Annotated in this window: 15 protein-coding genes; 11 read left to right on the top strand and 4 right to left on the bottom strand. The window is 70.0% G+C overall.

Going from position 1 to position 23,987, the window contains the following annotated elements; translation table 11 throughout:
- Nucleotides 1-4: 4 nt before the first annotated feature.
- Both G4X40_RS05310 and G4X40_RS05305 read left to right on the top strand, forming a co-directional pair.
- Nucleotides 5-232, top strand: coding sequence for a hypothetical protein (locus G4X40_RS05310; RefSeq protein ID WP_277830650.1), 228 nt, complete (start codon nt 5-7; stop codon nt 230-232).
- Nucleotides 233-290: 58 nt separating this feature from the next.
- On the top strand, nt 291-2,273 hold the full coding sequence (locus tag G4X40_RS05305; protein ID WP_277830648.1) for an HNH endonuclease signature motif containing protein: 1,983 nt from the start codon (nt 291-293) through the stop codon (nt 2,271-2,273).
- A 284-nt stretch (nt 2,274-2,557) separates the two neighbouring features.
- Here the strand turns inward: G4X40_RS05305 and ctaD are convergent, their stop codons facing one another.
- Nucleotides 2,558-4,270: an aa3-type cytochrome oxidase subunit I gene (ctaD, locus tag G4X40_RS05300; protein ID WP_277830647.1), complete on the bottom strand. Its 1,713-nt coding sequence runs from the start codon at nt 4,268-4,270 to the stop codon at nt 2,558-2,560.
- 240 nt (nt 4,271-4,510) lie between these two features.
- On the opposite strand from ctaD, the gene G4X40_RS05295 reads away from it, so the two are divergent.
- Entirely contained in the window at nt 4,511-6,166 is a 1,656-nt protein-coding gene (locus G4X40_RS05295) for a sensor histidine kinase (protein ID WP_277830646.1), read from the top strand.
- A 4-nt stretch (nt 6,167-6,170) separates the two neighbouring features.
- Here the strand turns inward: G4X40_RS05295 and G4X40_RS05290 are convergent, their stop codons facing one another.
- Nucleotides 6,171-6,809 carry a response regulator transcription factor gene (locus tag G4X40_RS05290; protein ID WP_277831299.1) on the bottom strand — a complete coding sequence of 213 codons (639 nt, stop codon included), beginning with the start codon at nt 6,807-6,809 and terminating at the stop codon, nt 6,171-6,173.
- Nucleotides 6,810-7,031: 222 nt separating this feature from the next.
- On the opposite strand from G4X40_RS05290, the gene G4X40_RS05285 reads away from it, so the two are divergent.
- From G4X40_RS05285 to G4X40_RS05270, 4 genes are all read left to right on the top strand, one after another.
- On the top strand, nt 7,032-7,979 hold the full coding sequence (locus tag G4X40_RS05285) for an acyl-ACP desaturase (protein WP_277830643.1): 948 nt from the start codon (nt 7,032-7,034) through the stop codon (nt 7,977-7,979).
- Between the two features lie 120 nt (nt 7,980-8,099).
- Complete coding sequence (locus G4X40_RS05280; protein WP_332520713.1) at nt 8,100-9,554, top strand: TIGR02677 family protein; 1,455 nt, start codon at nt 8,100-8,102, stop codon at nt 9,552-9,554.
- Entirely contained in the window at nt 9,551-10,906 is a 1,356-nt protein-coding gene (locus G4X40_RS05275) for a TIGR02678 family protein (RefSeq protein ID WP_277830640.1), read from the top strand. Before G4X40_RS05280 ends, G4X40_RS05275 begins: the two co-directional genes overlap by 4 nt.
- Nucleotides 10,907-10,935: 29 nt before the next feature.
- Complete coding sequence (locus G4X40_RS05270) at nt 10,936-15,198, top strand: TIGR02680 family protein (RefSeq protein WP_277830639.1); 4,263 nt, start codon at nt 10,936-10,938, stop codon at nt 15,196-15,198.
- A gap of 27 nt (nt 15,199-15,225) precedes the next feature.
- On the opposite strand, the gene G4X40_RS05265 is transcribed toward G4X40_RS05270, so the two are convergent.
- The gene (locus tag G4X40_RS05265; RefSeq protein WP_277830637.1) at nt 15,226-16,266 is read right to left on the bottom strand and encodes an alpha/beta hydrolase; all 1,041 of its coding nucleotides are present in this window, start codon (nt 16,264-16,266) and stop codon (nt 15,226-15,228) included.
- 100 nt (nt 16,267-16,366) lie between these two features.
- Between G4X40_RS05265 and G4X40_RS05260 the strand changes: the two genes are divergently transcribed.
- Nucleotides 16,367-17,755: a WS/DGAT/MGAT family O-acyltransferase gene (locus G4X40_RS05260; RefSeq protein ID WP_277830635.1), complete on the top strand. Its 1,389-nt coding sequence runs from the start codon at nt 16,367-16,369 to the stop codon at nt 17,753-17,755.
- Nucleotides 17,756-17,854: 99 nt separating this feature from the next.
- A complete protein-coding gene (locus tag G4X40_RS05255; protein WP_408642117.1) occupies nt 17,855-18,766 on the top strand; it encodes an Ig-like domain-containing protein in 912 nt (303 codons plus the stop codon).
- Nucleotides 18,767-18,843: 77 nt separating this feature from the next.
- Here the strand turns inward: G4X40_RS05255 and G4X40_RS05250 are convergent, their stop codons facing one another.
- Nucleotides 18,844-20,358, bottom strand: coding sequence for a DEAD/DEAH box helicase (locus G4X40_RS05250; RefSeq protein WP_277830633.1), 1,515 nt, complete (start codon nt 20,356-20,358; stop codon nt 18,844-18,846).
- Between the two features lie 310 nt (nt 20,359-20,668).
- Here G4X40_RS05250 and G4X40_RS05245 point away from each other — a divergent pair, with 310 nt between their 5' ends.
- Entirely contained in the window at nt 20,669-21,730 is a 1,062-nt protein-coding gene (locus G4X40_RS05245; protein ID WP_277830631.1) for a winged helix DNA-binding domain-containing protein, read from the top strand.
- Nucleotides 21,731-22,524: 794 nt separating this feature from the next.
- Nucleotides 22,525-23,937 (top strand): WS/DGAT/MGAT family O-acyltransferase, encoded by a 1,413-nt coding sequence (locus G4X40_RS05240; protein WP_277830629.1) that lies wholly within the window; start codon nt 22,525-22,527, stop codon nt 23,935-23,937.
- Nucleotides 23,938-23,987: the final 50 nt, after the last annotated feature.

Genomic DNA, 23,987 nt, shown 5'->3' with positions numbered 1-23,987 from the left:
TTAGGTGATCACCTGCTGCCTGCGAATGCGCGCGGCAATGCTCCTCTTCCGGGACGGTGGCCGTATCGTCGCCGGCTCCTACTCTCCCTTCGCCGCAACCGCAGTTTTCGGTGCGACGATGCGCACCATCTTGCAGGCGATCACGCTGCCTTCCTTCGCCATCCTCGGTGGCCGTCGCGACCAACGGTTCCGCGCGGGTATCGAGGCGATCCTGGCCGGAACCGTCACCTGACCAATCGCAGCGTGGAAAGTCATTGCCGCTCAGGCGCAGTCGTGGTAGTATCGAACGTATGAGCGAGATGCGAACTCTCACTGTGATCGAGAAGTCGTTGAGCTCACTCATGGTCTCCGACCTTCGGGACCGGTTGCTCGAATCGGAGCGGCTGGAGAACCGGGCGCACGCGTCGCGGATCCTGGCGACGCATGCCTGGGCCGGCACGATTGTCAAGACCCGGCGAATGGCGGGCCTCGACGTCGACCGCGCCGAGAGGTTTGCGATCTCGGAGGTGGCCGCCGCCTTGACCTGTTCGGCGCGGATCGCCCGCAAGTACATCGACTTCGGTGCGGCCTTGTCCTCTCGGCTTCCGTTGACGCGCAGCGCGTTCCACTCAGGCGACATCGATCATCGACGCGCCGAGACAATATGGCGGTCCACCCGTGGGGTGGATCCGGAAACCATCGAAGCGATCGAGGAGCAGGCGGTCGCCGCGGCCCTCCGGCTCCCGCCGGGCAAACTCGCATCGGAGATCGAGCGATTGCTGATCGAGGTCGACCCCGAGGGAGCCCGCGGCCGTCGGCGTTCGGCGGCGGGCAATCGTCGGGTGACGACGCGGACGTCGGCGTTCGGTATGGCTTGGCTGGAGGCATATTTGACGGGCGAAGAGGCCGTCGCGGTCGAGCACATGATCGACGAAGTCGCCGACACGGTGTGTGCGGCCGATCCACGCGACAAGCAGGAGCGTCGCGTCGATGCCTTTGTGGCACTGTTGAATCAGGAACAGTTCCTCGGCTGCCGATGCAGTCGTGGTCAGGCCTGCCCGGTTGCGGACCAGGCGACCGTTCCTGCACGGCGTAAGCCGCACGTGATCGTGAACATCGACATGGCCACGCTGCTTGCGTTGGCCGATCATCCCGCCGTGCTCGCCGGGTACGGGCCCATTTCGCCGGAGGTGGTTCGGCTGCTCTCCCAAGACGCGACCTGGCAGCCGTTCATCGCCGAATCTCGCCGGTTGGCGCAGCAGTGGATCGGCACTCACGGAGTGCCCGAGGGCACAGAAGCAGGTGCGGGGGCAGGTGGTTCGGAGGGAGTGGAGGCCGACCCGGAGTTCGACCAGGCCGGCGTGGACGCCGAGGCGGACGAGCCGGCGCCGGCCGACGAGCCCTACGACGAGGAGTACGAGGACTACATCGAGCGCTGCTACCAAGAATTCCTCAGCCGACCGGAGAACGCCGGCGAGACCACCGCAGGTGAGGGTGACGGCGGTGGTGGCAGCGCGGGCGATGAGGGCGGTTCCGGTGCGGGCGCAGAGAGGGGGCGTGCTGCGGAATCTGCACTCGGCTCCGCTCCACTGGCCGGAAGGGCCTGTCCTGCGCCGAGACCACTGCACTACGGACCGTTGTACCCCGGTGGTCGTCGACTCGGGCCGGTGTACGGAGACGGCGCGATCATCGCCGCAATCGAGGTCGCCCTGGCTGCTGACCCTCGACTGAGGTGCGGGGTGTATCCGGACGGTCATGGCGGCCACGGCGATCCGCCTCCCGGTGCGCTGACCTATCGTCCCTGCGCGGAACTGTCGCGTCAGGTGCGAAGACGGGACGGCGCCTGCCGACACCCCGGCTGCACCGTGCCCGCACGGCGGTGCGAGATCGACCACATCGTGCCGTTCGACCACGGCAGCCCGCGACAGGGTGGGTGGACGATCTACGCGAACCTGCACTGTCTGTGCAAATTTCACCACGACTTGAAGACGTGGGGACTGTGGACGGTCACCGTGCTCGCCGGTAACGCGGAGTGCTGGACGTCGGACGGCGGACAGCAGGTGATCAGCCTGCCCGCCGGACTGCGCACCGTTGCCGAGCGGCTCGCGGAGTCGGCTTCCATGGGGGAAGGCGACGCGGCGCAGGGTGTTGCGGGTCGGAACGACGCTGCGGGTATGCGGTACACAGGCGACGCCATCATCGAACGGCCCGAACAACTTCGCCACATCGGCCCGCCGATACCGTCGCAGCCTGTAGACACACTGGATCAGGACGACGATCCGCCACCGTTCTGACCGCGGCTGTGGTTCGGGTGTACTTCTGGAGCAGGGACTTTGGTCCATGAGGAGCAGGCCCACGGTCCCTTCCGGCAATCGTCGCGCGATCCTACGCTTGGAAGTACGAAAATAGCAGCGGGAAGGGAGGATCGGCTATCGGACGGACTCTTTCAACTTGCGCCAACTGTGAAGCGAAGGCGCGGACCGAACAATCGGTCCGCGCCTTCGCTCTGTGTCCGGACCCCACGAACACTCGTGGCCGGCTCCCTCATGAGAGAGCCGGCCCGAAAGTGTGCCCCGGGTCAGGACCGCACGGACACCTTCTCCTGATGCCCCTTGCCGACATGCAGCTCCTCGCGCATGCGCTCGACCATGTACGGGTAGTGCAGCTCGAACGCCGGACGCTCGGAGCGGATGCGTGGCAGCTCGGTGAAGTTGTGCCGCGGCGGCGGGCAACTGGTGGCCCACTCCAAGGAGTTGCCGTAGCCCCAGGGGTCGTCCACGGTGACCACCGTTCCGTATCGGAAGCTCTTGAAGACGTTCCACACGAACGGCAGCGTCGACGCGCCCAGGACGAAGGAGAAGATCGTCGAAACGGTGTTGAGTGTGGTGAATCCGTCCGTGGGTAAGTAGTCGACGTAGCGCCGCGGCATGCCCTCGTTGCCCAGCCAGTGCTGGACCAGGAACGTGCCGTGGAAGCCGATGAACGTGGTCCAGAAGTGCCACTTGCCGAGTTTCTCGTCGAGCATGCGTCCGGTCATCTTCGGGAACCAGAAGTAGATGCCGGCGTAGGTGGCGAACACGATGGTGCCGAACAGGACGTAGTGGAAGTGGGCGACCACGAAATAGGTGTCACTGACGTGGAAGTCGATCACGGGACTGGCCAGCAGCACACCGGTCAGACCGCCGATGAGGAAGGTGACGATGAAGCCCACCGAGAACAGCATCGGCGTCTCGAAGGTCAAGTGGCCCTTCCACATGGTGCCTATCCAGTTGAAGAACTTGATGCCGGTCGGGATCGCGATCAGCATCGTCATGAAGCTGAAGAACGGCAGCAGCACCGCGCCGGTCGCGTACATGTGGTGCGCCCAGACGGCCATCGACAGCGCGGCGATCGAGATGGTCGCGTACACCAGGCCCTTGTAGCCGAACACCGGCTTGCGGGAGAACACCGGGAAGATCTCCGAGACGATGCCGAAGAACGGGATCGCGATGATGTACACCTCGGGATGACCGAAGAACCAGAACAGGTGCTGATACAAGATCACGCCGCCGTTGGCCGGGTCGTAGACGTGCGAGCCGAACCTGCGATCCATCTCCAGCGCGACCAGCGCCGCCGTGAGCACCGGGAACACCAGCAGGATCAGCATGCTGGTCACGAAGATGTTCCAGGTGAAGATCGACATCCGGAACATCGTCATGCCCGGGCAGCGCAGGCACACGACGGTGGTGACCATGTTGACCGCACCCAGGATGGTGCCCAAGCCGCCGATCGCCAGGCCCAGGATCCACAGGTCGGCGCCCGATCCCGGCGAGTGCAACGAGTTCGACAGCGGGGTGTAGGCGAACCAGCCGAAGTCGGCGGCCCCGCCGGGGGTGATGAAGCCGCCCAACGCGATCAGGCCGCCGAACAGATACAGCCAGTAGGACAACGCGTTCAACCGTGGGAAAGCCACATCCGGCGCGCCGATCTGCAGCGGCAGAACGTAATTCGCGAATCCGAACACGATCGGGGTCGCGTAGAGCAGCAGCATGATCGTGCCGTGCATGGTGAACAGCTGGTTGAACTGCTCGTTGGACAGGAACTGCTGGCCCGGCCGCGCCAGTTCGGCGCGCATCAGCAGCGCCATCAGCCCGCCGACCATGAAGAACGCAAAGGCGGTGAACATGTACATCATGCCCAGGACCTTGGGGTCGGTCGTGGTGATCATCTTGTAGATCGCGGCGCCGCGCAGCCCGCGGGTCGGTGGGTGGGGCCGGTTCAGTTCGGGCGGCCGGGCCGCGACGGTGGTCACGCCGGGCACCGATCCGGGCGGTGCAGCACGCGCTGCGAGGGCGAGATGGCATACATGAGCGAATTGTGCTCGCCGGCTGCTCAAGCGGGCTTGTGCCGAGAGTCCCTGTTCGACAGGGACTTTGGTCGCAAACTTCGAACAGTTGTGTGGCGAGTGTCACGTAGGGGTCGTAGTGGGATACTCGAACTGCAATCGTCGGTCACGACAGGGCCGGCCGGGCGCGGAAAGGTGTCGGGGATCGTGGACAGCACCATCGACGAACTGCTGCAGCAGGTGCGCTCCAACCTGAAGGTCGGGGCAGACCCGGACCGGCTGCGCCAACTGCTCGAGGCGACCCTCACCGTCAGCTCCGGGCTCGAACTCGATTCGACGCTGCGGCGGATCGTCGAGACGGCTGCGGGCCTGGTCGACGCGCGGTACGGGGCGCTCGGCGTGCGGGGGCCGACCGGAGACTTCTCCGAGTTCGTCTACGTCGGCATCGACGACGAGACCCGCGCCGGCATGGGCCGGCTGCCATACGGGCACGGCGTACTCGGCGAGATGATGCACTCGCCGGAGACCCTGCGCATCGAGAAGGTCGAGGCCCATCACGCGTCGATCGGCTACCCGCCCGGTCACCCGCGGATGGAGACGTTCATGGGCGTGCCGATCCTGGTGCGCGGCGAGGTCTTCGGCAGCATCTATCTCACCGAGAAGGTCGACGGCAGCCAGTTCTCCGCCGAGGACGAGGTCATCTTGAAGGTGCTCGCCTGCGCTGCGGCCGTCGCCATCGACAACTCCCGCCTCTACGAGTCGCTGCATGCGCGCCAACGCTGGCTCAGCGCCCAGTCGACGGCGAACGCCGGGTTGCTCCGCGGCGCGAGCGTGCCCGACACTTTGGAACAGCTCGTCCGCGACGTCTGCGACTCGACGCCGAGCACCGACGCCTTCGTCGTGATCGACGGCGACGTGGTGGCCGCGGCGTCGACCGTCGAGCGTGCCCGCCCGGTCACCGCCGGCACCCGGCTGGACCGGGTTCTGGCGGACGACACCGCGCGTGGGCGGGTGCGCATCGTCGAGCACCCGGCGACGCTCGGACCGTGCTGGGCGGACTATCAGGGGCCCGCCGCGGTGATCGCGCTGCCGCTCGCCGTCCCGGAGACCGAGTCGGGGTCGCAGGGCGTGCTGGTGGTCATCGGCCGGTCCCGGCGGGTCGGCTGGTCCGAGGACGACCTGCGCCAGCTCACCGCGTTCGCGGACGTCGCGGGCGTGGCGGTGGCCTTCACCGACGAACAGTGCCGCCGCCGCGAACTCGATGTCCTCGCCGAACGCGACCGGATCGCCCGCGACCTGCACGACCACGTGATCCAGAGCCTGTTCGCCACCGGCATGACCCTGCAGAGCGTGGTGCCGCAGATCCAGCGGATGGACGGTGACGGCGCCGAACTACTCGTCGAACAGGTCAACCGCGCGGTCCGCCAGCTCGACCGCACCGTGCGGCAGATCCGCACGGCCATCTTCGATCTGCACTCGAGCAGCGAGCACGGCCTGCGCCGGACCGTGCTCGACACCGCCCGCGAGCTCGGCGGCACGCTGCCGGAGGTGGAGTTCTTCGGCCCGGTCGACACCCTGGTGCCGCCGCAGCTGATCCCGCACGTGGAGGCGGTCGTGCGCGAGAGCGTGAGCAACGCGCTGCGGCACTCCTGTGCCGACCAGGTGTCCATTGCCGTCACGGCGGCGGATCATCTGTCGATCATCGTGTCCGACAACGGAATCGGCATCGACCTCGCCGCGCCGCGCAGCGGATTGGTGAACCTGGAACAGCGCGCACGGCTGCACGGTGGCGACTTCGAGGTGGAGCGTCCGGAGTCGGGCGGCACCCGGCTGGCCTGGACGGTGCCGCTCGGCGAACCGTGAGCGCTCAGCGTCCGCGTTTGGCGCGCAGTTCGGTGGCGAGCACCGCCACCTGGGTGCGTCGCCGCATCCCGAGCTTGGACAGCAGCCGGGTCACGTAGTTCTTCACCGTCTTCTCCGCCAGGAACAGCCGCTCGGCGATCTCCCGGTTCGTCAGGCCCTCACCGATCAGCTCGAAGACCGCGCGCTCCTGGGTGGTCAGCTCGGACACCCCGTCGGCCTGTCGCTGCTCGGCGCGCAGCCGGTTCATCAGCGCGGTCGCGGCCCGGTTGTCCAGCAGCGACTGGCCCGACCCGACCGTACGCACCGCGGTGACCAGGTCGGATCCCAGGATCTGCTTGAGCACGAAGCCCGACGCGCCGGCCATCACCGCGTCGAACAGCGCCTCGTCGTCGGCGAAGGAGGTGAGCATCAGGCACCGCAGGTCGGGCAGTTGCGCGCGCAGGTCCCGGCACAACTCGACGCCGGACCCGTCGGGGAGCCGCACGTCGAGGACCGCGACGTCGGGGCGGGTCGCCGGGATCCGCACCATGGCGGCGGACACCGAGGGCGCCTCGCCGACGATCTCCAGGTCGTGCTCGCTGCCGAGCAGGTCGGCGAGCCCGCGGCGCACGATCTCGTGGTCGTCGACGAGGAAGACCCGCAGCGGCCGGCGTTCGGTGTCCGCGGCGACGGGCCGCCCGGTGTTCGGTGAGCTCGCGGTGGTGTCCACCGGTCCATTGTCGGGTCTGCCGGTGCGGATGTCTGCCGCGGACCGCACGCCGTGACCTCTGGCGCGGCATTCGGGACCTTCGGCCCCCGGTTTCGCCGACCGCGCCGTCGATGATCATCTCGAACCGATTCCGGCGGGTGAGAGGAATGCTGACCGATGCCCCGTGAACTGACCGACCTGGAACTGCTCGGTGAGCTCGAACAGGTCGCCGAGGACGAGGTCGACCGGCACCTGTCGATGGCCAAGCTGTGGCACCCGCACGACTTCGTCCCGTGGGACGACGGGCGCAACTTCGCCGCGCTCGGCGGCGACGACTGGGACCCCGAACAGTCGACGCTGAGCGACGTCGCGAAGGCGGCGATGATCACCAACCTGCTCACCGAGGACAACCTGCCCTCGTATCACCGGGAGATCGCCGCGAACTTCTCGCTCGACGGTGCCTGGGGAACCTGGGTGGGACGGTGGACCGCCGAGGAGGCCAAGCACTCGATCGTGATGCGCGACTATCTCGTCGTCACCCGCGGGGTCGACCCCGTCGCGCTCGAGCATGCCCGGATGGCCCACATGACCAACGGCTTCGATCCCGGGATGGATCACGGGATGCTGCACTCGGTGTCGTATGTGACGTTCCAGGAACTCGCCACCCGCGTCTCGCACCGCAACACCGGCAGGGAGTGCGGCGACCCGGTCGCGGACCGGATGCTGGCGCGCGTCGCGGCCGACGAGAACCTGCACATGATGTTCTATCGGAACATCGTCGACGCGGCGATGGACCTCGCGCCCGACCAGACGCTCGCCGCGGTCGTGGCGGTCGTGAAGAACTTCCAGATGCCCGGCGCGATGATGGCCGACTTCCGGCGCAACGCGGTGCTGATCGCCAAGCACGGCGTGTACGACCTGCGCCAGCACCTCGACGACGTGGTGCTGCCGGTGCTGCGCAAGTGGCGGGTCTTCGACCGCACCGACTTCACGCCCCGCGGCGAGGCCTTGCGCGACGACCTCGCCGCGTTCGTGGACGTCCTCGAGGCCAAGGCGCGGAGGTTCGAGGAATCGCGCGATCGGGCGCTGGCGCGGGAGGCGCAGCGCGAGCGGATGCGGGCCTGATCGCCGCGGCCGAGCGGATGGTCGGGCGCGGGGCAGGTCGTGCCCTACCCTGGTCCGGTGAGTGAAGCCGGAACCGACGTCGGGACGCCCGCGTCCGAGTCGTCCGTCCAGGACGAGCGGCTGCGCCTGTTCTCCTTCACCACCGCGCGCAATCGGGCCGAATACCTGGCCGTGCTGCGGGCCTTCGACCACGCGCGTGCCAACTACGCGGTGCTGCTGCACGCCGGCGAGGTCGCCGAGATCCTGGACCGGGTGCACGGCGCGGCGCCCGCACACCTGTCGACCGCGGACATCGCCGCGCTCCTCGAGCAGTTGCACGGGTGGGGTGTGCTCGAACGCAGCTATGACGGCGCCCGCGCGGCCACGCTGGCCGAGTATCGCAACCGGCACTTCGTCTACCAGTTCAGCCAGGGCGGCTACCAGGTGTACCGCGCGGTCGAGGACGTGCTGGGCGGCGGCGCCGGCGATGCCTCGCTGTCGCGGCTGGTGCTGCCCGAACTCCTCGCCGACCTGGAGGCGCTGGCGGCCGCCAACCTCGCCGGCGACGCCGAGCAGGTGTACCGACGCCTGACCCGGCTGGACTCGGCGCTGTCGGAGATGGCGACCCGCGCCGCGCACTTCTACCTGATGCTCGGCGACCTCGTCCGTACGACCGACATCACCCCCGAGACCTTCCTCGTCCACAAGGACGCGCTTCTCGCGCACATGCGCGAGTTCAGCTCCGACCTGGCCCGGTTCGCGCCGCGGCTGGCCGAGGCGATCGACGCGGTCGAGCGGACCGGCCTCGAGCGGCTGCTCGAATCGGCCTCCGGCGCCGACGAGCGCCTGTTCCGCACCCGCGCCGAACGGGTCGAGGACTGGCGGGCACGGTGGTCCGGTCTGGTGCACTGGTTCGCCGCGGACGGCGAAACACCCAGCGAGACCGAGCGTTTGCGCGAGGGCACGATGACCGCGATCTCGGCGGTGCTCACGCTGCTGCGCCGGGTCACCGAGGCCAAGCGCGGCGGGGTCAGCCGGGAGAGCCAGCTGCGCCACCTCGCCGGCTGGTTCGCCAACAGCCCCACCGAGGAGTCGGCGCACGCGCTGTTCGAGACGGTGTTCGGGCTCGGCCGACCGCGCCACCTGAGCACCGTGCACCCCGACGCCGACATCATCCCGGCGACCCGATCCTGGTGGGAGGCAGCGCCGGTCGCGATCTCTCGCACTCTCGCGGAGACCGGCCGGGCGCCGTCCGCCGGGGTCCCCGCGCGGGTGGCGCGCAACGACGGCGGACAGCGCCGCATGCGCGATGCGCAGCTGGCCGCGCAACGGGCCCGCAAGCAGGCGGCGCAGTCGCTCGCGGCGGGCGGTGTCGACGACCGTGTCCTCGACGAACAGGAGACCGAGGTGCTGCTGAGCCTGCTCAATGCGGCACTGACCGCGCGGGTCCCGGTGTCGGCGCAGGTGGGGTCCGCCGAGTCCACCGGCTCCGACAGCGGTGTGCGGTTGACGCTGCGACCGCACACCGAGTCGACGACCGTCCGCACGGCGCGTGGGCTGCTGCACCTGGACCGGCTGGCGGTGAGCGTGCAGTGAGTCTGCGCGAGGTGCCCGCCCTCGAGCGGGAGTCGTACCAGCGTGCGGTCCGCGTGCTGCTGGCCAATCATCTTGTGACCGAGAACTTTCCGGACCGGCTGGCATTGCCCCTGGTACGTCGCTGGGCGACGGAGCTGCGCGAGGACCTGCTGGAGCTGTGCGGCTACCGCGTCGAGGTGACCGAGACGACGGCCCGGCTGTACCCGGTGATCGACCGGTTGGACCCGACCCGGCCCGCGCGTGCGGTCTCCGAGCGGGTGTTCGACCGCCGTCGCTACGCCTATCTCGCCCTCGCGCTGGCTGCGCTGGGCCGCGGCAGCACCCAGATCACGTTGAGCGAGTTGGCCGATCAGGTGTCGGCGGACGCGTCGCGGATCGACGGCCTGCAACTGTCCACCGCCCGGGCGGCGGACCGCGATGCGTTCGTCGACGCGGTCGGCTGGCTGGCGATACGCGGGGCGATCTCGTTGGCCGACGGCGACGCGGGCGGGTGGGCCACCGACCCGGGTGACGGCGAGGCGCTGTACGACATCGACCGCGCGGTCGTCGCGGCGCTGTTCCGGCCGGGCCGGGTGCTGCAGCACATCACCGGGGTGCGGGCCCTGCTGTCCGGTGAGCAGGGGCCGGGCAATGCGGAGACCGGGAAGTCGGAGTCGGCGAAGGACGGGCGGCGCCGGGTGCGGCGGCTGCTGGTGCAGAACCCGGTCGTCTACTACGACGAACTCGACGAGCAGGCCGCGGCGATCCTGCACGCCGGCGACGTGGTCGACGAGGTGGTGGCGCTGACCGGGATGCCTGCGGAACGCCGCGCCGAAGGTGTTGCGCTGATAGATCATTCGGGCCGCATGTCGGACCAGCGGTTCCCCAGCACGGGCACGGTCGCGCAGGTGGCGCTGCTGCTGGCAGGGGAACTGGCCGACCGGGTGCTCGATCCCGACGCGACCGAACCTCCGCGGCTGCCGCTGCCCGAACCGGTCTCCGCCGTGCTCGCCGCACAGCTCGACGCGGCGATCCCGCGCGCCGGTCTGGTCGATGAGTTCGCCGTCCCGGGCGCAGCTGCTGCCACTGCGGATGGGCCCCGGGACCGCATGATCGCCGCGCCGCTGGTCGAGTCGTCGTGGATCGACGAGGTGATGCGCGGGATGCTCGAACGGTTCGGGCACACCTTCGCGGCCCAGTGGCGCGCCGATCCCGGCGGGCTGGCACGCGCGTCGCTGGCCGTGCTCGAGCGCCTCGGGATGGTCCGGGTCGTCGACGAGGGCGTGCTGGTGCTGCCGGTGCTGGCCCGGTACCGCGACGTGGTCGTGCAGGTGCGCTCCCACTCCTGGCAGTCGAGACTGTTCGATGCGTGAATCACGATGAATGCGAGAGGAATCGGCAGATGGTGACGCAGCCGGCCACTGATGCGAAGCGTTTCAAGCCGACCCGGGCCGGAATCGTGAACCTGTGGGACTACCGCGACGAGGAGTTCTCGTTCGCGGACGGCCGCCTGGTGCTGCGCGGGCCCAACGGGTCCGGCAAGACCAAGGGGCTCGAGGTGCTGTTCCCGTTCGTGCTCGACGGCCGCATCGAACCGCGGCGGCTGAACCCGTTCGCAGGCGAAGAACGCACCATGAAGTCGAACCTGCTCTACCGCGGGCAGGACTCCGAGCACGCCTACGTGTGGATGGAGTTCTGCCGGGCCACCCGGGACGACCCGGAGGCGGTGACCGTCGGCATCGGCATGCGGGCGGCCAAGCACACCGACCGCGTCGCCCGATGGTACTTCGTCGCCGAAGGGCGTGTGGGCGTGGACTTCTCGCTGCTCGCGCCCGACGACCGGCCGATGACCAAGAAACAGCTGGCGGAGCAGATCGGTGCCGACGCCATCGTCGAGCGCCCGGCCGACTACCGGGCGGCGATCGACGCGCGGCTGTTCGGGCTGGGGGCCGAGCGCTACGAACAGCTGATCAACCTGATCCTCACGCTGCGCCGGCCCCAGCTGGCGAAGAACCTCGACCCCAAGGGGTTGTCGCGGGCGCTGACCGACGGCCTGCGCCCCCTCGACGACGACCTGCTGGTCGAGGCCGCCCGCTCGTTCAGTGACATGGAGCAGGTCAGCCGCACCCTCGAACGTGTCGGCCGCGCCGACCGCGCCACCCAGGCCTTCCTCGCCGACTACGTGCGCTACGTGCAGGTGCTCGCCCGGGACGCCGCCGACGGGCTCGGTCGACGGCTCGATCAGGTGCGCACCTCGGCGAGCGCGGTCGAGCAGTCGACGGCGACGCAGGTGGCCGCCTACGCGGAGCGGTCACGCGCCGAGACGGAGGCCGAGGAGGCCGAGCGCCGGCTCGAGAAGTGGCGCACCGAGTTGGAGGTGCTCAAGGGCAGCGCCGCCTACGAGGGCAAGCAGCAACTCGACAAGCTGAGCGAACTGGTCGGCAAGCTGGCGCAGGCCGCGGCCGGTGCGACGAAGCAGGCCGGCGCCGCCCGCGAGGGATTCGAGCGCCGGGTCGACGAGGCCGAACGAGCGGAAGCGGCGGCCGAGTCCGCGACCGCGGCGATCGCCGCGCAGGCCCACGCGCTGGCGGATGCGGCGCGCGACGCGGGCATCGACTGGGGGACCGGCCCGGGCGATGCAGCCGGGGCGGTGTCCGACGAGCAACTATCCGACGAGCACCTGCTGCTGCGGGTCCGCGGCGCCGTCGAGCAGCGGCTCGGCGACGTGCGGACGGTGCGCGAGGCGTTGACCGCCGTCGACACGTCCGCTGCGGACCGCGCGCGCACCGAACGGTCGGTGGAGCGCGCGCAGGAGCGGCTCGAATCCGCGAAGCAGGAGATCACGCTCGCGGAGGAGCAGGTGGCGGCGGCGCGTACCGCGGCCCACGATCAGCTGAGCGCGTGGTGGCAGCGGCACGAGGCGGTGGTCGACGGGTGTGCGGACGGCGTCGATCTGCCCGGTCTGCTGCAGGACGGGCTGGCGCAGATCGGTGATCCCGACGCGCCCGTGCCGTCGGCGGTGTTCGCGGGCGAGGTCGCCGCGGGCCTGCACGCCGCCCGAGCCCGCCTCGCGGTGCTGTCCGGCCGACGCGACGAACTGCGCGCGCAGGCAGACGCCATGCGTGCGGACCGTGAGCGGATTGCCGCCGAACACGACGATGCGCCAACGACATTCGCGATGCGGTCGGACGACCGCGCCGGTCTGCCCGGCGCGCCGCTGTGGCAGCTGGTGCGCTTCGCCGAGGGTGTCGACGACGTGTGGGCGGCGGGGATCGAGGCGGCGCTGGAGGGCGCGAACCTGCTCGACGGATGGATCACCATGCCGGAGGTGGCCGCGGTCACGACCGGATCGCACCAGTTCCTGCTGCCGCTGGCCCCGGCCGACCGGCCGGACGGCCCGACGCTGGCCGGGGTGCTGGTGGCCGAGGAAGACGCCGGTGTGGACCCCGAGTACGTGGGCGCGGTGCTCGCGTCGATCGCATTGTGCGAGAGCGGCGCCGACCCGTCCGGTTCGGCGCTGCCCGCCATCGGCGTGGACGGACGTTACCGGCAGGGCGTCCAGACCGGAACCCACCACAAGCCCCACGCCGAGTATATCGGCGTCACCGCGCGTGCGCGGCGGCGACGTCTGCGGCTGGCCGAGCTCGGCGACTCGATCGGCGAGGTCGGGCGGCAGATCGAGAACCTGGACGGGCAGATCCACCAAGAGCAGGAGGAGGTTTCGGCTGTCGAGGCGGCCGGACAGGCACTGCCGAAGGTGGGGCCGATAGTGCTGGCGCTGCGGCGGCTTGCCGAGACCGCCGGCGCGCTGCACAGCCGCGTCGACGCCGACCAACAGGCCCGCGAGGAACACGACCGCGCCCTTGCCGACCACGGTGCGCGGCGCAAGCAGGCGCAGTCGCTGGCGGTGGCGCGCCGCACGCCCGAGACCGGTTCCGGCCTCGAGTCGCTCGCCGCGGCCGTCGACCACTTCCGGACCGTCGGTGAGCAGACCGTGCGCACCCGCCGGGACCGGGTTGCCGCGCTCGAGCGTGCTGTCGAGGCGCGCGGTCGGGTGGACGAGGCGCGCACGAACGCAGAGGAATTCGCAGTCGAGGCTGCGCAGGCCGAGTCCGAGCACCAGGTGCAGGCGGACGGACTGGCGCGGCTGCGGGAGGCCCTCGGCGCCGACGCGGACCAGATCGACGCCGACATCGCCGCCACCCGCGACCGCATCGAGGCCGGCAAGCGCGCGGTGCGCGAGGCGAACGCCGCCAAGGAACGGGCCGTCGAACTGGTCGGCAAGGCCGGCGGCGAGTGCGCCGGCGCGCAGGAGTCGTTGCGCACCGCGGTGGTCGAGGCCCAGGCCGACGCCCGCGAGCTGGCCCCGTTCGCGCGCCGGGATCTGCTGGAGATCCTCGGCGTCGCCGACGAGCACCGCTGGCCGACCGGGGTGTCCGTGTGGACGGAGCCGGACGTGCTGGTGAGCCGCCACCACTCGGCGCAGGCCGATCCGTCGGGCGCCGACGCCGAACCGCTGCAGTCGTTCGAGGTGCTTCCGCCGGCGGTGCTGGCCCTGCACCGGGCCGTGGAGCGGGCCACCGAGTCCGTCAAGGTCACGGACTCGGCGCGAAAGGCCATCCGCAGCAAGCTGTCCGGTGCTCTTGGCGACCTGGAGGTGCAGCTGTCCGCCGCCGGACAGGACTACCGGCTCGAGTGGGACTCGCCGGACGGGGTGATGGTCGTCCGGGTCGAGGACGAGCACGGGTTCTCCCCGATCGGCGAGTTCGCCCGGCGGATCGCCGACGCGCGTGGCGATCAGGAACTGCTGCTGACCGATTCGGAACGGTGCATTCTCGAGGACGCGCTGCTGTCGGGGCTCGCCCAGCAGATCCACGAGCGGACCGCCGCGGCGCGCAAGCTCATCGCGCAGATGGGCGCCGAGATGCGCCTGCGGCACATGTCCTCCGGTGCGACGATCGGCGTGCACTGGGTGCTCGCCGACGGGCTCGACGAGCGGCAGCGCACGGTGTGCAAGCTGCTCGACCGCGAGTCGGCGGACCTGACCGCCGAGGACCTGTCGACCGTGCGCGCACATTTCGCCGCCCGGATCCGCGATGAGCGCGCGGCGCACCCGGAGCGGTCGTACCCGGAGATCCTCGCGGACGTGCTCGACTACCGGTGGTGGCGGGTGTTCTCGTTCAGCCTGATCGGGCCGGACGGCACCGAGGACCGGCTCACCCAGGCCCGGCACAGTGCGCTGTCCGGCGGGGAGCAGTCTGTCTCGCTGCACCTTCCGCTGTTCGCGGCGGCGCACGTGATGCTGTCGTCGGCGGATTCGCACTCGCCGCGGCTGCTGGCGCTGGACGAGGCCTTCGCCGGCGTCGACGACATCGGCCGGGGCGAATTGCTGGGCCTGAGCGTGCAGTTCGATCTGGACCTGTTCATGACCGGGTACGACCTGTGGATCACCTACGACGACGTTCCGGGATGTGCGCACTACGACCTGGCGCACTCGAGTGTCGAGCACACGGTCAGTGCGGCGCTGCTGGTGTGGGACGGCGCGGGCCTGCTCGCCGAACACGACCGCGGCGACCTGCGCAAGGCGCTCGGCTCGCCGAACCGGCGCCGGGTGCCCACGCCGGTCTCGACCGGGTTCTCGTTGCTGTCGGTGCCGATCGGGTAGTCCGTGCCGATCGGGCGGCGCGCGCGGCTACCGGACGGCGGACAGCCGCGGGGGCACCGTGGTCCGGATGAACCGCGCGATCTCCTCGATCGCGCGGCGCCCCTCGGGCACCAGGTCGAACGCGGCCTGGAAGACATGCACCTGCCGGTCCCAGACCTGCAGTTCGGTCGGCACCCCGGCCTCCGCGAGACGCTCGGCGATCAACTCGGCGTCGGTCAGCAACATCTCGTGTGATCCCGCCTGCACCAGTGTCGGCGGCATGCCGCGCAGGTCGCTGTCGACCGGGCAGGCCCGTGGCGCCTGACCGCGGGTGCGCTCGGCATCGGCGTCGAGCCGGTCGGACAGGGCGGTCAGCGCGGGGACCGCGTGCCGGGGGAACAGCGCGCAGCGGCGGGCATTGCGGTGCTCGAGCTTGTGCCGGGGATCGAGCTCGGTCAGCGGCGACAGGGCGACCACCGCGGCCGGTCGCGGCAGGCCCGCGGCACGAATCGCCAACGGCACCATGAACGACAGGTATCCGCCCGCGGAGTCGCCCGCCACGATGATCTGGCTCGGCCGGTAGCCGCGCCGCAGCAGCCAGCGGTACCCGTCCATCCCGTCGGTGATCGCGTCACTGATGGTGTGCTGCGGGAACATTCGGTAGTCGACCATCAGCGCCGGCGCCTTCGCCGAGGCAGAGATCTGCGAGACCAGGCGGCGGTGGGTGTGCAGTCCGCAGCACAGGAACGCTCCGCCGTGCAGATACAGGATGACCCGCTCGTCGCCGGCGCCCGGGCCGCGCACCCAGTCGGCCGCGCAGTGATCGAGCCGCACGTGGGTGACGCGGGTGCCGTCGATCGCCGGCAACAGCCGCCCGGCGTGGTCGACGATCCCGGTGGGCCAACGCAATCCGGTGCTGCGCGACCACGCTTCGAGTACGGGACGGATGGTGACCCGCAGCGTCCGGTCGAGTGCCCGGGACTGCACACTGGCGCCGCGCAGTTGCTGTCGCCGGACCGTGGTGGGCGCGGCGAAGGGTGCCGAGGCGTTGCCGCCTTCGACGAGCCGCAGCGGCCGGGTGCTGGTCACGACTCCTCCTTGCGGATACGGGAGTACGAGCGTGCCATGTTCATCGGGCCGGTCTGCCACACTGTTACCGAATCGTAGGGATCTGGGGAAGGATTCAGGCGTGGCGCTGATGCCGGTGACGGACTCGATCTTCTTGCTGGCGGAGTCGCGTGAGCATCCGATGCACGTGGGCGGGCTGGAGCTCTTCGCGCCGCCGCCCGGTGCCGGACCGGATTTCGCCCGTGAGGTCTACGACCGGCTGATGACACAGACCGGGGTCAACCCGCTGTTCCGCAAACGCCCCGGCCGGCCGGTGAGCAGCCTCGGGAACCTCACCTGGGCGCAGGACACCGAACTCGACCTCGAATACCACGTACGACGGTCCGCGCTGCCCGCCCCGGGACGGATCCGCGAACTGCTCGAGATGGTGTCCCGGCTGCACGGTTCGCTGCTCGACCGGCACCGGCCACTGTGGGAGATGCACGTCATCGAGGGGCTCGAGGACGGGCGCGTCGCGGTCTACACCAAGATCCACCACGCGATGCTCGACGGGGTGTCGGCGCTGCGGACGTTGCAGCGGTCGCTGAGCACCGATCCCGCGGCCCGGGACTGCCCGGCGCCGTGGGGGCTGGACCGTCGGGTGCGCCGCGACCCCGGGCCGAGCCTGCTCGGGCTCAACCCGCTGCCGCTGCTCGGTGCGGGCGCCCGGCTGCTCGGCGAGGTGGCGGGCCTGGCGCCGGCGACGCTGCGGGTTGCGGGCAGCGCCCTGCGCGAGGACGGGCTGGTGCTGCCGATGTCCGCGCCGCGCACCATGTTCAACGTCTCGATCGGCGGCGCTCGTCGGTTCGCGGCGCAGTCGTGGTCCTACGACCGACTCAAGGCCGTGCGGGCGGCCACCGGGGCGACGCTCAACGACGTCGTGCTGGCGATGTGCTCGGGCGCGCTGCGCCGCTATTTGCTCGAACGCGGCGCGCTGCCGGACGCGCCGCTGATCGCGATGGTGCCGGTGTCGATGCGGGCGTTGACCGAGCGAGAGGAGATCGGCGGCAACGCGGTCAGCAGCGTGCTGTGCAACCTCGGCACGCACCTGGTCGATCCGCTGGCCCGGCTGGCGGTCATCCGCAACTCGATGAGCCAGGCCAAGGCGGTCATCTCCGAGATGACCCCGCTGCAGTCGCTGGTGATCGCGGCGCTGACCGTCGCACCGCTCGGGCTCTCGCCGCTGCCGGGGTTTGTCGACCACACCCGTCCGCCGTTCAACGTCGTCATCTCCAACGTGCCCGGGCCGCGCGAGACGATGTACTGGAACGGCGCCCGGCTCGACGGCATCTATCCGATGTCGATCGCGATGGACGGGCAGGCACTGAACATCACGCTGGCCAGCAACGGGGACTCGCTCGATTTCGGGGTGGTGGGCTGCCGGACCCGGGTGCCGCACCTGCAGCGGATCCTGCTGCACCTGGAGAACACGTTGGCCGAGCTGGAAAAGGCGGTCGGCGCAGGTGCGTGACCTGGCGTAACGCCGATCACATTTGCCTGACCTCACGGCGCGATGCGGTGTTCGCGCTGTCATGCTGGTCCCTCACGTCCAGCAGAGTTGAGGTTCGTCATGAAGTTCCGCAAGTCCAGCATGCTGGCGACGACCGCCGCCGTCGGGGCTGCGGCCGCGCTCATGCTCTCCACGGCCGCCGTAGCCGCACCGCTGTGGCCCGGTGGCCCCGACGTCCCGGGAGCGCCCGCCGTCCAGCTGCCGGCCGTGCCCGGCATCCCCGGCCTGAAGCCGGCGCCGCCGGCGAAGCCGAACTTCTCGGCGCCGCGCGTCACCCCCTCCGAGGGTGCGGTCGTCGGCGTCGCCCAGCCGGTCATCATCAACTTCAACGAGCCGGTCACCGACCACGCGACCGCCGAGAAGTTCATCAAGATCACCACTGCCCCGAAGATCGACGGCGCGTTCCACTGGTTCAGCGACAGGCAGGTGCGCTGGCGCCCGCAGAACCTGTGGCCGGCGAACACCAAGATCACCGTCGACGCGGGTGACACCCACAACACGTTCAGCACCGGCGACGCCGTGGTCACGACCGCCGACGACGCCACCCACATGATGACGATCACCCGCAACGGGCAGGTCATCAAGACCATGCCGACCTCGATGGGCAAGCCCGGCCACGAGACGCCCAACGGCATCTACACGCTGGCCGACCGCTACGCCGACATGACCATGGACTCGTCTACGTACGGCGTCCCGGTGGACTCGCCGCAGGGCTACCGCATCGACGTCAAGTACGCGACCCGGATGTCGAACGACGGCATCTTCGTGCACGGCGCCCCGTGGTCGGTGTGGGCGCAGGGCAACACCGACACCAGCCACGGCTGCCTGAACGTGAGCATCCCGAACGCACAGTGGTTCTACGAGAACACCCGCACCGGCGACCCGGTGATCGTCAAGAACAGCACCGGCGAGCGCCACGGCCTCGACGGGCTGACCGACTTCAGCATGCCCTGGAACCAGTGGGCAGACTGATCGGCTGAACCCGACCGACGCGAAAGGGGCGCCCTCCGCAGTGGAGGGCGCCCCTTTCGCGTCTGGTGTGCGGTGGATCAGCCGGCGGTGCGTGCGGCGGCGGGACGACGGCGACGCCGCGCACCGCCGTTCGCCTGCTGCTGACCGCCCTGGCCGGCGTGGTCGCGCTGGCCGCCCTGGGAACGCTGACCGCCCTGCGTGCGCTGGCCGGACTGAGAACGCTGGCCGCCCTGACCGCCTTGGCCACGGTGGCTGCTCTGGCCGCCCTGGCCGCCGCGCGAGCCGTTGCCCTGCTGGCCGCCCTGGCCGCCGCCGCGGGTGCCGGTGCGCCGGCGGGGCCGGGAGGTCCCATGCGCGGCGCCCGACGGCTGCGCCGGGGCCTGCTTGGGTGCCGGGGCGACGTACGGGGCGACCTCGCCGACCAGCGCCGTCACCGGCGCGGAGTCCGCGGTCACCTGCTGCGGGGTGGCCTTGATGCCGGCCTTGCGTAGCAGCACGGCCAGGTCCCTGCGCTGGTCCGGGAGCACCAGCGTCACCACATCGCCGGTGCTGCCGGCGCGGGCCGTGCGGCCGGAGCGGTGCAGGTAGGCCTTGTGCTCGGCCGGCGGGTCGACGTGCACGACCAGTTCGACCTCGTCGACGTGCACGCCGCGCGCCGCGATGTCGGTGGCCACCAGCACCCGGGCGGAGCCCTCGGTGAACGCGGCCAGGTTGCGGTCGCGGGCGTTCTGCGACAGGTTGCCGTGCAGGTCGACGGCGGGGATGCCGGCATCGGTCAGCTGCTTGGCGAGCTTGCGGGCCTGATGCTTGGTGCGCATGAACAGGATCCGGCGGCCGGTGCCCGAGGCGAGCTTGTGCACCAGCGCCTTCTTGGCGTCGGCACCGGTCACGTCGAAGATGTGGTGGGTCATCGCCGCGACCGGCGAGTTCGCCTCGTCGACCGAGTGCAGCACCGGGTTGTGCAGGAACCGCTTGACCAGCTTGTCGACGCCGTTGTCGAGCGTGGCGGAGAACAGCAGCCGCTGACCGTCCGCGGGCGTGGCGGCCAGGATGCGGGTCACGCCGGGCAGGAATCCGAGGTCGGCCATGTGGTCGGCCTCGTCGAGCACGGTGATCTCCACCGCGTCCAGGTGCAGCAGGCGCTGCTTCATCAGGTCCTCGAGCCGGCCGGGGCAACCGACGACGATGTCGATACCCGACTTGAGCGCCGACACCTGGCGGTTCTGCGCGACGCCGCCGAAGATCGTGGTGACCTTCAGCCCGTGGGCGGCCGCCAGCGGCTCCAGGGTCGCGGTGATCTGGGTGGCCAGCTCGCGGGTGGGGGCGAGGACCAGGCCGCGCGGGCGCGACGGCTTACGGGTGTGGCCGGATCCGGCGAGCCTGGCGGCCAAGGGAATCGAGAACGCCAGGGTCTTGCCGCTGCCGGTCTTGCCGCGGCCGAGGACGTCGCGTCCCGCGAGCGTGTCGGGCAGGGTGTCGGCCTGGATCGGGAAGGCGCTGGTGATGCCGCGCGCGTCGAGGGCGTCGACGATCGGCGCGGGGACGCCGAGATCGGCGAAGGTGGTGGTCGCACTGGGTGCGGTGGCGCTCATGAACTGGTGCCTTTCGGGCATCGGTTGCACCGCAGCGGTTCCACGCGTGCGGCACAAGGTGGCGATATTGCCGGTGGGCAAGATCGATCGCCGCGAGAAGAGCTTGTGCTCGGCACGGTCGCCGGCCATCGGGAACCGGGCACGGCGGCCCGGTGACGATGAGGCGGGGAGCATTCCACGACGTATTGGCGTCAGCGATGAGCCGCGACACCAAGGCGATCACAAGAATACCGTACGGTCGTCTTGAAGTGGGCCTACCGAGGCTGTGACGGCCGCGACACCTGTCGGCGTCGGCGGATAGATTCGGGTCATGACGACGCCTGGTGAGTTGGCCCTGCTGCGCATGGTCGCGCAGAAGATTGCCGGACCGGGGGCCGCGACGGCGACCGAGGCCGTGCGGTGGCTGACGGCGATGCAGGCACAGGACTATCCGGGGGCGCTGACCTCGGTCGCGCTGCGCACCGCCGGTCCGGGGCGGGAGTCGGTGCTCGCCGCGCTCGATTCCGGTGAGGTCGTGCGGTCGTGGCCGATGCGCGGCACCCTGCACTTCGTGCTCGCCGAGGACCTGCCATGGATGCTGGCCCTGACCGGTCCGCGCACCCTGTCCGGCGCGGCCGCGCGGCACCGCGGGCTGGGCATCGACGAGGCCGCGGTGAACCATGCGCGTGACGTCGCAGTCGGCGCGCTCGCAGGCGGCGGACGGCTCGACCAGCGCGACCTGATGGACGTGTGGGAACGGGCAGGCATCGCCACGGCGGACCAGCGCGGACGCCATCTGATCTGGACGCTCTCGCTGACCGGAGCGGTCTGTCTCGGGCCGGTCCGTGACGGCCGGCAGCAGGTGGTATTGCTCGACGAATGGGTGCCGGCTCCACGTGTCCTGTCCGAGGAAGAGGCGCTCGGCGAGTGGGTGCTGCGTTACTTCCGCAGTCACGGTCCGGCCACCCTCAAGGATTTCGGTTGGTGGACGAAACTCACTGTGCGGCAGGCCAAGGCAGGCCTCGCTCAGGTGATCGACCAGTTGGCGCGGATCGAGGTCGACGGGGTCGAGTACTACATGGACCCGCGCACGCCCGAACTGCTCGGCGAGCACCGGAACGACGCGCGTGCGGTGCACCTGCTGCCGGGATTCGACGAGTTCATCCTCGGCTACCGGGACCGGTCCGCGGCCGTCGATCCGCGGTTCTCCGAGTTGCTGTGTCCCGGTGGCAACGGCATGTTCTTCCCGACGGTGGTCGACGGCGGCCAAGTGGTCGGCACCTGGAAGCGCAACGGCCGCAAGTCCGGAGAGCCGGTGCACGCCAGCGCATTCACGCGCTTCTCCGCGCGGGTCGAGAAGGCGATTCCGCGGGTGTATGCGGGGCTGGGGTAGGAGGAGGTCCCTGCTTCACAGTTGGTGGTGGCAGGCGGAGGTTCTGTGCGGCCAGGCGTAGGTCGGCGTCAATGTTTCCTTGTGCGTAGCGGCGGAGTTGCTCTCCGGTGAGGCTGGTTCCGGCGGCGAGCGTGTCCCAGTCGGGGGTTGGATCGACAGGTGCGGACATGGGATTTCCTTTGTCGTAGAGGTGCCCCGGAGGAGTACCCGTCCGCACTGCGCACGAACCTGATGCGGCGCACCGGCCGCGACCCGGGGCGCGGCCGTTCTCTGTCCGGGGCTCATGTGTAGCCGTTTTCGAACAGGCTGTCGGGCGGCCGGATGTGGTCGGCTTCGAGTTCGGTCAGGGTGGCGGCAAAGACCAGGGCGTCTCATCGACAGGCACGCCGCCCCAGTGTGACCCTTCGCCGCGCCGCGGGCGGCGCAATCACACAGAACTGAAGCGCACCGGCAGGAGTGATGGCCGCGCAGTTGCTCCGGCTCCTTGCGGGCTTGCCGACGGTCAAAACTACTGAGCGAAAGGAAGTTCCGCTTTCTCGGGCGAGGGCAAGTCGCGCGTGGACTACCCGGTATGTGGTTGGCGCCAAACGTGATGGGGCTCTGACCAGGACTGGACGGTCGTATAGTGGCAGGGGTCACGTATGTGGTGCTAGACATGGCAGTCGTCACGGTTTTGTGACGTTTCACGGCTCGATCCGCGCCGCTGGGTCAAAGTGCGCGCATCGATGTCAATCGGTCCCCCGGCCCCCGGGACTGTTGCTGGTGTGTATCCGAAGAGGATCGGAGATTACTCAGTGCTGTTCCCGATGTCGCCACGCGACTCGATGTTTCTGCTGGCCGAGGCGGCCCACCGCCCGATGCATGTCGGGGGGTTGGCCGTGTTCGATCCCCCCGGTGACGCCGATCCGGACGAGGCGATGGCGCTGTTCGCGGCCGCGGTCGAGCGCGACCGGGTGGCTCCGGTCTTCGGCAAGCGGGCCCGCCGGTCGGTGACCACGCTCGGCCAGTGGGGCTGGGACCACGGCGTCCAGGCGGACCTGGACTATCACGTGCACCGCAGCGCGGTGCCGTCCCCGGGTGGCACCGACGAACTGATGGGGCTGGTGTCGTGGCTGCACTCGAGCCCGCTCGACCTGGGCCGACCACCCTGGGAACTGCACCTGATCGAAGGGCTCGCGGGTGGTCGGTGGGCGGTGTATTTCAAGATCCATCACGCCCTCGCCGACGGGGTCGGCGCGATGGGGTTGTTGCGGGGCGCTTTGTCGACCGATCCGGACCTGCGCGGCATGCCGGCGCCGTGGGAACCTGCGCTCGATCAGCGCCCGGACACATCGGCCGAAATGGTCGCCGGCAGGTCCGGCCAGGGGGCGGACCTGCCGGGCCTGCCCGGCGCCGTGTTCGGCGCCGTTCGGGACGCCGGCATCGAGGCGGCGGGGATGGTGGCGGCCGTGGCCGGGACGGTGGACCGGGCGTTGCACGGTCGAGGCGGCACGTTGTCGTTCTCTTCGCCGGCGAGTGTGTTCAATGTGCCGGTCCGTTCCGGTCGTGGGTTCGCGGCCCGGTCCTGGCCGGTCGAGCGGCTCCGTTTGGTTGCCAAGCACGCCGACGCGACGATCAACGACGTGGTGATGGCGATGTGTTCGGGCGCGCTGCGCCGCTACCTCGACGCGCTCGGCGCCCTGCCGGAGCGGTCACTGGTGGCGATGGTGCCAGTCTGTCTGCGCTCCGACCGCACAGATCCCGATACCGGCAACAAGATCGGATCGTTGGTGTGCGAGTTGGCCACCCACGTCGACGACGCGGCGCAGCGCCTCGCATCGGTGCGCACACGGATGCGCGAGGGCAAGGCGGCGTTGTCCGCGCGCAGCGGACCGCAGGTCCTTGCGATGAGCGCCCTCGGCGCGGCGCCGCTCGCGCTCGGTATGCTTGCCGGCGGCACCCGTAAGCTGCTCCGGGCGCCGAACGTGATGATCTCCAACGTGCCCGGACCGAGCGAACCGCTGTATTGGAACGGCTATCGTCTCGAGACGCTGTATCCGTTGTCGATCCCGGTCGACGGACAGGCCCTGAACATCACCTGCACCAGCACCGGCGATCAGATCACGTTCGGGCTCACCGGTTGCCGCAGTGCGGTACCGAACATCCACACGCTTCCGGGCCATCTCGACGAGGAACTCGGCACCCTCGAACTGGCTGTCGGGCTATGACCACGGACTCGACGACCACGCCCTTGACCCCTCTCAGTCGCCGCCGCAGA

The sequence above is a fragment of the Speluncibacter jeojiensis genome (assembly GCF_029589495.1).
GTDB lineage: Bacteria > Actinomycetota > Actinomycetes > Mycobacteriales > Mycobacteriaceae > Speluncibacter > Speluncibacter jeojiensis.
The sequence above is the reverse complement of the archived record's forward strand: the minus strand, read 5'-3'. Positions and strand labels throughout refer to the sequence as shown.